The sequence below is a fragment of the Flavobacterium sp. EDS genome, from assembly GCF_020991525.1.
Lineage (GTDB): Bacteria > Bacteroidota > Bacteroidia > Flavobacteriales > Flavobacteriaceae > Flavobacterium.
The window spans coordinates 364,137-376,550 of sequence record NZ_JAJMOZ010000001.1; the positions used below are offsets into that span (position 1 = coordinate 364,137).

The 12,414-nt window shown below is 32.2% G+C and carries 9 protein-coding genes; 5 read left to right on the plus strand and 4 right to left on the minus strand.

All coding sequences use genetic code 11. The features are described from left to right. Window positions 1-7: 7 nt before the first annotated feature. From LPB87_RS01605 to LPB87_RS01615, 3 genes are all read right to left on the minus strand, one after another. Window positions 8-1,138 carry an MBL fold metallo-hydrolase gene (locus LPB87_RS01605; protein ID WP_230604598.1) on the minus strand — a complete coding sequence of 377 codons (1,131 nt, stop codon included), beginning with the start codon at window positions 1,136-1,138 and terminating at the stop codon, window positions 8-10. Between the two features lie 256 nt (window positions 1,139-1,394). Further along, on the minus strand, window positions 1,395-2,207 hold the full coding sequence (locus tag LPB87_RS01610; protein WP_230604600.1) for a hypothetical protein: 813 nt from the start codon (window positions 2,205-2,207) through the stop codon (window positions 1,395-1,397). Window positions 2,208-2,312: 105 nt separating this feature from the next. Further along, entirely contained in the window at window positions 2,313-2,606 is a 294-nt protein-coding gene (locus tag LPB87_RS01615) for a DUF3861 domain-containing protein (RefSeq protein WP_230604602.1), read from the minus strand. A gap of 279 nt (window positions 2,607-2,885) precedes the next feature. Here LPB87_RS01615 and LPB87_RS01620 point away from each other — a divergent pair, with 279 nt between their 5' ends. After that, the gene (locus LPB87_RS01620) at window positions 2,886-3,839 is read left to right on the plus strand and encodes a bifunctional helix-turn-helix transcriptional regulator/GNAT family N-acetyltransferase (protein WP_230604604.1); all 954 of its coding nucleotides are present in this window, start codon (window positions 2,886-2,888) and stop codon (window positions 3,837-3,839) included. 23 nt (window positions 3,840-3,862) lie between these two features. Next, window positions 3,863-4,810, plus strand: a complete 948-nt coding sequence (locus tag LPB87_RS01625) for a ketopantoate reductase C-terminal domain-containing protein (protein ID WP_230604605.1) — start codon at window positions 3,863-3,865, stop codon at window positions 4,808-4,810. Window position 4,811: 1 nt separating this feature from the next. On the opposite strand, the gene LPB87_RS01630 is transcribed toward LPB87_RS01625, so the two are convergent. Beyond that, window positions 4,812-5,471 (minus strand): ribonuclease HII, encoded by a 660-nt coding sequence (locus LPB87_RS01630; protein WP_129537445.1) that lies wholly within the window; start codon window positions 5,469-5,471, stop codon window positions 4,812-4,814. Window positions 5,472-5,809: 338 nt separating this feature from the next. Between LPB87_RS01630 and LPB87_RS01635 the strand changes: the two genes are divergently transcribed. The 3 genes from LPB87_RS01635 (at window position 5,810) to LPB87_RS01645 (ending at window position 12,407) form a co-directional block, all read left to right on the plus strand. After that, window positions 5,810-8,941, plus strand: coding sequence for a SusC/RagA family TonB-linked outer membrane protein (locus tag LPB87_RS01635; protein WP_129537446.1), 3,132 nt, complete (start codon window positions 5,810-5,812; stop codon window positions 8,939-8,941). 4 nt (window positions 8,942-8,945) lie between these two features. Then, window positions 8,946-10,346 carry a RagB/SusD family nutrient uptake outer membrane protein gene (locus tag LPB87_RS01640; protein ID WP_230604608.1) on the plus strand — a complete coding sequence of 467 codons (1,401 nt, stop codon included), beginning with the start codon at window positions 8,946-8,948 and terminating at the stop codon, window positions 10,344-10,346. Window positions 10,347-10,811: 465 nt separating this feature from the next. Beyond that, the gene (locus tag LPB87_RS01645; RefSeq protein ID WP_230604610.1) at window positions 10,812-12,407 is read left to right on the plus strand and encodes a T9SS type A sorting domain-containing protein; all 1,596 of its coding nucleotides are present in this window, start codon (window positions 10,812-10,814) and stop codon (window positions 12,405-12,407) included. Window positions 12,408-12,414 lie beyond the last annotated feature (7 nt).

The window sequence follows — 12,414 nt, forward strand, 5'->3', positions numbered from 1 at the left end:
ACTAATGCTAATTTACATCTTTCCACCATTCTTTAAAAACTTGTGTACTATCATTTAAATTCACAACTTCTCCAATCATAGGAGTTACCAATGGTAAATGAGCCGCTTTGCTAAGTGTTGATAGTTTTTCTAAAGGCTCATCCCAAGAATGCATGGCTAGTTTAAATTTTGAAGAATGCACAGGAAATACTCTTTTGGCATTTAAATCTTGTGCTGCTTTAAGTACTTGTTCAGGAAGCATATGAATGGCTTCCCAAGCCAGATTATATTGTCCGTTTTCTAGAATTGCAAAATCTATCGGTCCGAATTGCTCTCCAATTTTAGCAAAATGGGTATCGTAACCACTATCGCCACCAATGTATATCTTGATATTTGGCGTTTGTAAAACATAAGATAGCCATAGTGTATTGTTTTTAGAAAAACCTCTTCCTGAGAAATGTCTGGCGGGAGTGGTATGTACTTTAAAACCATCTTCGAGAGTAAAGGTTTCGTTCCAGTCTTTTTCGATTATTTTAGCAGTAGGATATCCCCAACGCTCAAAATGTCCGCCAACTCCAAGACCACAAATCACTTTTTTTACTTTCGACTTTAAAGCAACTATCGTTTCATAATCAAGATGATCGTAATGATCGTGGCTAATGAATAAATAATCGATTGTTGGTAAATCATCTACAGTATAGTCATTTGCTCCTTTAAATGCGGTTACAGTTCCTGGCAAAGGCGAAGCATTTCCGCTAAATACAGGATCTACGAGAAAACGTTTTCCGTCTATTTGCATAAAATAAGAGGAATGTCCAAACCAAATTAATAGATCGGTATCTGGCGAAAGGTGATGCAAATCGGTTTTTACTGATGGAATGGAAGTAACAGGTTCTCGCCTAGGATGATTCCCAAATAGCTGGTCATAAAGAATACCGCCAAAACTATATCCTTTTGTAAGACTTGGTGTGTCATGGGTATTTTGAAATTTCCCATCACTATAATTTTTAGAATTTTTTATTAATTCTAAGCGATTACCTTCAGGTGCTTTACCAAATTTTGGGTGCATCATGTATAAAAAAGTAACCAAGGTTAAAACGGTCAAAATGCTTATTACTGTTATCATAATTCTTTTTGTGATTTTTAAAAATCGTTTCATTCGATTTGTTTTAGTATTGATTTTATGGAATCAAATTCAAGTAAATTATTTGTGGTCGCAACATACTTTAAATTAAAACTCCTGTGATCTTCTTAATTGATGGTACAAAATTGCATCAAAATAAGTAGCCTTACTTTGTTTAAAAGTCCAATTTTACTTTGTTGAAAAGTTCATTTTTAGCAGTTAGGAATAAAAAAAGCTAACCGTTTTTAAAGTTAGCTTTTATTAAGAGATAAATGTGTTGATTTTTAGTGGTTTATCTGTTCGTGTGGATGACTATGGATTCGTTTTTAATTGTATTAAATTTTGCCACATAATCATAGCCCAGTTTTCCTTTTAACATGCATAATTCAATTTCCCCGCCTTCTGTTAGTTCATCATAAAGTACTTTTTTTATAGAAAAACGCTCTTTTGTATTGTTTTCTGTAATTATATGAATAAAGTGCTCTTTGTTTCGAGATCCGCTAATTGCTTTTTCTAAAATTGTATACTGCTTACAAGATTCGGTGGGAGCTGCATAAAAGTGATTTATAAAACTAGTTGTGGCAGCTGTAAGTAAAAATAGCCCGATAAATAGTCCAAAGTGAACTACATATCTTCTTTTGCTTTCAAAATATACTGATGGATTTCTAACTTTTAAAATGATTGTAATTAAGATAGCTAAAACAACTCCAGAAAAACCAGCTCTCCAAAAAAGCTGTGTTCCGTTTATAGTGTTGTCGATTTTTCTTATTTCAAAAATTAAAAAGACCAAGCTTACAAAAAACAAAGCAGATGAAAAATAATACATAAACTTATCAAATGGTTTGGTGACTTTCTCAAATGCTGTTTTAGGAGGAAAAAAATCATCAATTATTAGTTGCGAAAAGCTTATTATTAATAGTAGATTATACATTCCGATTAAAAAAAATGGAAGAGGAACTAATCTATAAGTTCCCTTATCGTTTCCAAATAAAACAATAGGACTAATACAAAGCGCAATATAGAGAAGTCGTTTATAAAACTCTTTTCTTATTCCAAATAGTTCATTTTTTTTCTTTTTTAAAAAGGGATATTTTCGTTTAATCATTTTGATTTTTGGGGAGGCTTGTTTTTGAGAAATGGGGTAGGCAGAAAAATAATGTTGCTAGCTGTTAAAAGTAGTTATACCCAATAAACTATAGATTATTAGGTATTATTGGCTTTTTAGTTTTTTCATGAATTCTCCAAATGCAGGAAAAAAATCCTCAAAAAGCGGATGCTTTCTATTCTTAAGCATAACTTCGCTAAACAGTTTTAATCCAATAGCAAATTCTGTAGCTTGATTTTCATTCTCAAAAAGATTCTTCTCTTTTATTATATCGATAATTTTAAAAATTTCATCGTGATTTTCAAATTCTAATGATACAGGTTCAGATAAAGGAGTTTCTCCTTTCATTAGAGAAACCTGTTCTAAAGTAAGTTTATATTTATTAGCTCGTTTTGTCATAATTTTAATTTTTTAAGTATCTAAAAACCCTAGATCTACTTGTAAAAGTAGTGCTTAGCTAGATTTTATGGAAGAATAATTTAATCTCTATATTTAGATTGAGAGATTTTTGCAGAACGAAAATACAAATTATTTAGTTTTAAAACCTTGCATTTTCTGAGATTACAGCAATTAACTATTTCGATAAGGAGTGTTGCTAGATTCGTTTTACAGCAATTTTATTTGATGAATATTTTTTTTTATTACATTTGCATAACTAGTTATATAATTAATTATAATATGGAGTTTTTTAATAAAGTAGGCAAGATGGCTTTAGGGAGCCGATTGCGTTTAATGAGCACAATGATAACTGATGATGCTGCTAATATTTATGAGCTTCATGGCATAGATTTTATTCCGAAATGGTTTCCTGTATTTTATTTGCTTTCTGAAGAAAAGGAAATTACTATCACCGAAATTGCCAATGAGATAGGTCATTCACAGCCCTCTGTTAGTAAAATTGTTCAGGAAATGATTGCTGCGGGATTGATTCAGGAAAACGTAAAAACGACCGATAAACGTAAGAATGTTATTGTTTTAACAGAACAGGGTTTGTTGGTTTTTAATAAACTTAAATTACAATGTGTTGATGTTGAAGCCGCAGTAGAAGATCTTATAGGGGAGTCCAATCATAATTTATGGGCAGCTCTGGAAGAATGGGAGTTTTTGCTTGGGCAGAAATCGTTATTTAAGAGAGTCAACGAACAAAAGAAACTGCGTGAGAGTAGAGCAGTGCAGATTGTGGAGTATAATGACGAGTATCAGTCGGTATTTAGAGCACTTAATGAAGAATGGATTTCTTCTTATTTTAAAATGGAAGCAGCAGATTATAAGGCTTTGGATAACCCAAAAGAATATATTCTGGACAATGGAGGTAAGATATTTGTAGCACTTTATGAAAATGAACCAGTAGGTGTTTGTGCCTTGATAAAAATGGATGATCCGGATTATGATTTCGAATTGGCAAAAATGGCTGTTTCGAATAAGTGTCAGGGAAAAAATATTGGTTGGTTACTTGGTCAGGCAGTTACAAATGCGGCAAAAGAGCTAGGGGCATCCAAAATTTATTTGGAAAGTAATACTATTTTAAAACCAGCAATTAATCTCTATCAGAAGTTAGGATTTAGCAAAGTTGTAGGGCGCCCGACTCCTTATGAACGTTGTAATATCCAAATGGAACTTAAGTTAAAGTAAATACTGCATAAAGGATTATAATTATGGGACTAATAGCAGAAAATGAATCTGGTTTGCATCAGGTTTTATACATTATTGGTAATGGTGTTATCGCAAAAGCTTTGGCAGTTGCTTTGACTATCAATGGAAGAAAAGTAATAATTCTGAGAGGAAGTATTGACGATCAATCGGTTCACACGGAGAATATCGAAGTAGAAACAGATGGTAATATACTGAATGCCGAGATTACAATTAGTTCAATAAGTAATTATGAATCGCTTAATGGAATTATATTATTAACGAACAAATCATTCGGAAATGCTGCGCTTGCAGAAAAGCTTAAGGATAAAGCTAAGACTTCGCCAATTGTATTTCTTCAAAATGGACTGCATATCGAAAATAGTTTTGTAGAAAAAGGCTTTACTTCTCTTTACAGATGTGTGTTATTAGCAACAAGCCAATTAGAGTCCAAAAACAGAGTGAGGTTTAAACTTGTTGCTCCATCGCCAGTTGGTATTATCCAGGGATCAGATGAGGTGTTGCAAAGTATAGTAAATATACTCAACACATCGCTTTTTACATTCCGCAGTGAGGATGATATTCAGACCGTAATTTGGAAAAAAGTAATTAGTAATTGTGTTTTTAATTCTATTTGCCCTTTACTAGAAGTCGATAATGGCATTTTCCATCGCAATGAAGTGGCTTTAAAAATTGCAAAAACAGTTATTCTTGAGTGTTTAACGGTTGCGAAGCAATATGGTATTGAACTAACTATGGATGAAGTATTGCAAAATATTATTGCTATAAGCAAAATGTCTGATGGGCAAAAAATATCAACATATCAGGACATACTCAATAAACGGGAAACGGAGATTGATACGCTAAATTTTGCTGTTGCCAAAGCTGCTTTAACGAGTGGTATTGAAGCAGTTCCTGTTACTGCTTTATTAGGTGAAATGATAAAGTTGAAGTCTGATTTATCAAGGAATTAGTCTAAAATATCAACTCCAATTGGTCAGGCAATAATCTAAAAGACATTCGATGGTACTTAGTGGGGCCATATTTTTTTATTGCTTCACGATGCTCCTTAGTTGGGTATCCTTTATTTTTTTTCCAATTGTACATCGGGAACTCTTCGTGAATCTTGTTCATATATTCGTCGCGATAGGTTTTGGCGAGAACAGATGCCGCTGCTATGCTCAAAAATTTTGCATCTCCTTTTATAATACTCTGGTTAGGTATAGATTTTAATAATTCAATTTCTTCTTGTGTGAATTGTTTCCCAGTAGTATTCTTTAATCCCAATTTTGCATTCAGCATTCTGTTACCATCCACAATAATAAATTCAGGAATTTGGGTTAATTTCAAGATACATTCCTGCATTCCTTTCATTGAAGCATTTAGGATGTTAATTTCATCAATTTCATTAGGATGCAAATGGGTAATGGCAAATGAAATCGCTTGTTCTTCAATTACGGGTTTAAGATTTTCTCTCGCTTTTTCGGATAATTGCTTGCTATCGTTTAGTGTTTTATTCTCAAAATTTGACGGCAAAATTACTGCTGCTGCCGTTACAGGTCCAGCAAGACAGCCACGACCAGCTTCGTCGGTTCCCGATTCTAAATTATATCCTGAAAAATTGAGTTGAAGCATGCTTTATTTTTAATCGCAAAGATTATAATTTTTTTCTTGAAATAGGCTACAAAAAAAGAAATTGAAACGTAATAAATAGCTAACAGATTATGAAATAAAATGGTTTTATCGTAAAATATTAAAATTTAACATTTTGTTTCTTGTTAAAAATAATTAATTATTATTTGTAAATTTTTTACTATAATTCATTAAAACGCCATATAAGCTTACTTTTTTTGTTGTATTTGCGTTTTTAAATAAAATAAAGTAAGAAAATTATTTTATATTTTTTGATAAAAATTGCTATTGTAGGAATAATTTATCATTTTTGAGGAATTATTAACCAAAAACAATTTAATATGAAGGTAAAATTTACATGGATTTTAACATTATTTACAGCGTTAACCATGCAATTTTCTTTTGCACAAGAGAAAATTATTTCTGGAATTGTTTCAGATGCAATATCAGGTCCAATTCCAGGTGTAAACGTTATTGTTAAAGGAACAAAAACAGGTGTTCAAACGGATTTTGACGGTAAATATTCTGTTAAAGCAAAAACAGGAGATGTGCTTGTGTTTTCTTATATGGGAATGCAAGATATGACGGCAATAGTTGGTAGCTCTTCAGTGATTAATATGAAGATGCAAGAAGATGGGAAAGCGTTGGATGAAGTAGTAGTAATGGGGTATGTTACAAAAACTAAAAGCAATATGACGGGTAGTTCTAAACAGCTTTCTGGTAATGTTTTAAGTGGAATTCCAACAGTTTCTGTTGATCAGGCTTTACAAGGTAAAGTAGTTGGTTTGCAGGTATCAAGTTCTTCTGGGACTCCAGGTTCTGTTCAGGATATTCGTATTAGAGGAACAGGCTCGATTTCTGCAAATAATCAACCTTTATATGTTATTGATGGTGTGCCTGTAATAAGTGGAGATCTATCTGGAGGTAATGATAATAAAACAATTCAGACAACAACGAGTTCAGCTTCGTCAATGTCGGTTTTAGCGACTTTAAATAGTCATGATATAGAAAGTGTAACGGTTTTGAAAGATGCGTCTGCAACTGCAGCTTATGGAGCAAGAGGATCTAATGGTGTAATCGTAATTACAACGAAAAGAGGAAAAGTTGGAAAACCGTCTTATAACTTTAGTAATTCTATTGGTTTTCAGAATAATGCAGTTACAGGCAGAAGACCTCTTACAGGAGATCAAAGAAAAGAATTGTACTTAGATGCAGTTTATAATACTTATGGTGCTTCTAAAGGTTTTGATAGAATGACAGCCGAAAATTGGCTATTGAATACTCCCGAGGGATTAAGTATTGATGCTAGTAAAGCAAGTTTGCAAGATTGGGATGGGGTAAGTCATAACTGGGGAGAGCTATTAAAGAATAAAGATGCCTTAGTTCAGAATACAGATTTTTCTGTATCTGCAGGAGATGAGAAAACGACCTTTAATGCTTCGCTTGGATATAATAAGACAGAAGCTACTGTTAGAGGAGCTGAATTTAGAAGATTTACTGCTACGATAGGAGTTACAAGAAAATTAAGTGAAACACTTAAGTTTAGTACTGCAAACTTTTTTTCTGAAGCTAAGCAAAATGGTATTCTAGAAGGGACAGGAACCTTTAGTAACCCTAATTTGACAAAATATTTTATGAATCCTTGGGTGAATCCTTATAATAGTGATGGTACGTATAATATTGGTACTGGAGCAAATGTTTCAGATATTGGATATTGGACTTCTTTACATAATACTTTTTATACTTTAGCAAATAACGTTAAAACTAATAATTTATTAGGGCTTAGGTCTAATAATACTTTAGACTGGAAAATCTCAAATCATTTCAAGTATAAATCAGTATTTGCAGTAGATTATAATATGAATACTTATCATAATTATAATAATAGACTTCATGGAGATGGAAGGACTCGAAATGGTTCCATAGAACAGAGCATTAGAAGGAATACGAATCTAGTTTCGCAGAATTCGATTAATTACACTTTGAAATTAGATAAGCATAATTTTGATGCAACTGCACTATTTGAGCACCAAAAAAATAAAAATGACCTTGTTGGAGGATACGGTGAGAATATTGCTTCGGATGACTTGATTTATTTGGATGTTGTTTCTAAAAACAAAAGAACGATTGGGAATTTTTCAGATTGGTTAAATGTTTCTTATTTAGGCTTGTTTAATTATAATTATAATAATAAATATGTACTTGATGCTACATATAGGAGAGAAGGATCATCCAAGTTTGCTCCAAAGCATCGTTTTGGTAATTTTTGGTCTGTAGGAGCTGCATGGAATATTAATAATGAAGTGTTTATGCAAGGTTCTGTTTTTAATAATTTAAAACTTAGAACTTCTTATGGAACTTCTGGAAATAGTGGTATAAACGAGAATTCATATCAAAGATTAATTGCATTTGATGCTAGTTATGATGCAGAACCTGTAGCTTATCCATCCACTATAGGTAATGAGTTGTTGACTTGGGAAAAAAATAAAACAATTGATGTAGGTTTAGAATTTGGACTGTTTAAAAATAGGCTTTCGGGAAGTGTATCTTATTACAATAGGGATACGTATGATCTACTACAGAATGTGCCAGTTTCATTAACACAAGGAGTTCCTACAGGAACTAGTGTGATACAATTAATGAATGCAGGTGCAGTTTTAAATCAAGGAATAGAAGTTGAATTGAATGTAGATATTTTCAGAGGAAAAGACTTTAATTGGTCTATCTCAGGTAATTATTCACACAATGATAATGAAGTTAAAAAATTAGCAAAAGATCCAGCAGGAAAAGACATCGAGATTACTACAGGAACTAAAGTTACTAAAGTTGGAGAGTCAATAGGGACATGGAATATGCGCAAATGGGCTGGTGTAGATCCTGCTAATGGATTACCATTGTGGTATGTTAATGGTGTAGACGGAGAAACAACTTCAGTTTACAACAATGCCAAAGTGGCAATGCAAGGAAAATCAGCTCCAGTTTATTCAGGTGGATTCGGTACTCATTTTGATTATAAAGGAATTTATTTAGATGTTTCTTTCTATTTCGCAGGAGGACACAAAGTGTATGAAGATTGGACTAGTTATACTCAAAGTACAGGAGATAATACTTTTGTTTCATTTAACGGTACAGAAAATCTGATGGATAGATGGCAAAAACCAGGTGATATTGTTTCGACTCCTAAGATGGAGCTTGGGGCAGGGAGAAATGCAGCAACTACATCAACAAGATTTTTGTATGATGGAGATTATATAAGAATGAAAGATTTGGTTTTGGGATACAGATTCGGTCCAGAGACGGTTAAGTTTATGAGCCTTGCAGGATTAGATCTATCATTGAGAGGGACAAACTTATTGACTTTTGTGAAAGATGGCAAGATGAAATACGATCCAGAGGTAAGGGCAGATGGGTTTACGAGTCTAGTAAGTCCGCCAGTAAAATCGGTAGTATTTGCAATTAACATAAAATTATAATAAAATGAGAAAAATAATATACACATCTTTAGCTCTTTTAGGACTTATTTTAAGTTCATGTACAGATGGAGATTTGGATCCTAAACTAAGTATAAACAAACCCAACACAGAGATAAAAACAGTTGGAGATTTAAAAGTTGTACTTGGTGGTGCTTATGATATAATGACCACATATGCTTATTATGGGCGAAATGTAATAGTTTTTGGAGATGTCCGTTCTGATAATGCTTATGCAAATGGTAATTCAGGGCGTTTTAGAACTTCGGCAGCAATGGATATGACAAATGCTGATTCTGATGCAAATGATGCCTTTTTGCGTATGTATGCAGTAATTGCAAATTGTAACATTATTATAGATGCAAATATTGTTGCTGATCCAAATATTGTGGGAAATGAAGCAGAAATTAACTACGTAAAAGGACAGGCTTTAGCCCTACGTGCTTTGGTTCATTATGATTTAGTACGTATGTATGGGCAACAACATGTTGCAGGTGGAGATTTAAATTCTTTGGGTGTAGCTTATGTTAAGCATTTTTTAGATGTAGACGATATGAAGCCCAAAAGAAGTACTGCAGGAGAAGTGAAATCTTTTATTTATTCAGATTTGGATAAAGCTTTATCAATGATGGATAAATCGTTTGATAAAGGAAATAAAAAGGTAGTTAGAACAACTATGGTTTATGCAATTAAAGCTAGAGTTGCACTATATTTCGGAGATTGGGATATAGCTAAAGTATCCTCTCAGGAAGTTATTAATAATAGTGGAGCGAGAATACTTACAGCAGTAGAATATGCAGAATCTTTTAAAGCAAATCTTCAACCTAATTCTATTTTTGAGTTGGCATTTACTTCAGATGACAACCGTGGTAACGACAGTTTGTTTAGGATATATAATAATACAGCTTATGGTGATATTGTAGTTTTGGAAGACTTAAAAAATCAATTCTCTTCTTCAGATGTTAGAGGGAATATGATTACTATACAAGAAAGATTGCGTTTGAGAAATACAGGCAAGTTTGTAAAAGTTGATATAAATGTTGTTTTGTTTAGATTTGAAGAAATGTTATTGATAAATGCAGAATCTTCTTTTAGACTTAATGCAGCAGATCCACTTGCATTGACAAATTTAAATCTAGTAGCAACAAATCGTAATGCTACACCTTATATGTCGGTGTCAATTGATAATATTCTTTTAGAACGCAGAAAAGAATTATGTTTTGAAGGTTTTAGGTTTGATGATATTGCAAGGACTAAGATGAATATGCCAGTGGTAGATCCTGTTAAACAAACTTATGACGATTTAGGTTTAGAAGGAATCACTTATGGAAGCTCTAGATATGCATTTCCTATTCCATTGAAAGAAATGAATGCAAACGCTAATGCAATTCAAAATAAAGGCTATTGATTTTAGTACTGCTAGGTAGTTTAAGTTATAATTAAATTTAAGATTATTACAAAGTTCTAGAGCCAATAAACTATAAGAACTGTCCAATATTTTGGACAGTTTTTTTAGACACTATCCTAAAAGTGTATAAGCTTAAATTCATCACTGTTATCATTAACGGTTGCTATTGTACAATATGCTGACCGTAGATTTTTATGACCAATACCACAAATTAAATTGACAGAAAACCCTGGATTAGGGACAAACTGTTAGCTTTATTCACTAGTCCAGATATAATAGAATGTCTTAAGAGATAAAACAAAACGAACTTTAATCTTGATAAATTAGAAAAAAGGAAGTCTCAATATCCTGAGATTTCCTCTTTTTTATTATGAATTTAGAATTGGGTTGTGAGTTCTAAAGTAGCTTTTTTTGAAAATTACTTGATAAATAATTATTTGAATTATAACCTTAATAGAATTAATCATGAAAAAAATTATAACCACAAGTCTTTTTCTGTTTTTTATAAATTTCATTAATGGACAAGTTGCAGCAATGTATGATGTAGTAGTTAATGGAAAAATAATTACTAATTGTAGTACAATTGCACTAGGTAATAATAGCTCGGTAGTAGTGAATTTTACATTAAAAGTTACTAAGCCTGCTTATTTTGATGTTTCACCAACAGCAACCTTTAAAGTATATTTAAAAAAAAGTGATGTAAGTAATCCAATTCAACTTGATGCTATCATTGTAAATAACTCAGCTTTTGGATCAAAAGGAACTACTTGGGAAGGAAAATTTAGTAAAACAATATCAAAATCAGATATTGGTAATTTTGATAATTTTTTTTACGGAGAATATAGTTTAGGGTCAGTTGCACCTTTGAAGACATGCACGTATTTGATAACTAAAAATCCATCTCCAACTTTTGAAATTAGACCTGTATCACAGGTGATTTATTGTGATCCTTTATATGGGGGGTACCGATTTTATGTCTCGAATAGTTATAATTCTCCTGGTAGTTTATCTTATACTTGGGATGTTGGGTGGGGATGGAGTAGAAATGGAGTTCCAGTCAATGGGAGGTTTTCTACGACAGAAGCTTATATAGATTTACGTCCCACTGATTTCAAGTTCTTACCCTCAGATGTTCAAGTTACTCCTGTTTTGAATAATGTAAATCAGGCTACAAAGGTTTGTTCTATATCGAGAAATAGTTTTGGTGGAGATTTCTTTAAAATTAGTGGTAACAGTTCAGTTTGTATTCAATCAGTTTCAGAAGTATACGATGTTGTAAATCTTTTTAATGGATGCACAATTAGTTGGGATTCATCAAATATCTCAGTGGCAAAAGTTACCACTTCGGGAACTCAAGCTATAGTTGTTCCAGTTTCAAAAGGGGTTTTTAATTTGGTTGGAGTAATAACAAATGAATGTGGTCAAAATACAACAATTACAAAATCTATTAGTGTTATTGATTCATCAGGTTTATATTTTGAAATAGAAAGATTGAATCATTGTGAGTTTAGATATATTGGAATTAACAGGAATGGCGGTTCTTTTGTTTATAATTGGGAACTTGTTAAAAGTGAGGGTGTTTCGAGTTTTTATGGAGGCAATTCGGAGGCTTATTTTTCTGCTTGTCCGCCATTCTCGATAACAATGAGGTTAAAAGGGACAAATACGTGTGGTACTTTCGAGCGATTAGTATCGGATTGGTTAAATAATGATGATGAAGAATTACAAAGAATTGTGAACCCAAATAAATCAAATCTCATTTTAGATAACTATTCTGTTAGTGAGTTTGATTCTAATATTGTTAATAATGCGGAGTTTGAAATATATCCTAATCCATCAAATGATATTGTAAATATAAAATTTAAGAGAGATAATTTTAAGTTAAAATTAAATTCTAAAATTATTGCTAAGCTTTATGATATTAGTGGTAAGAAAAAAAGAGAAGTTGTAATTTCTGACAGTGTTACTCCAATTGATGTACATAGCTTGCAAAAGGGGATTTATATTTTAAAGATAAGTACAAATGAATATGAAGAAAGTCATAAGGTATTAGTTAATTGATTTGTTT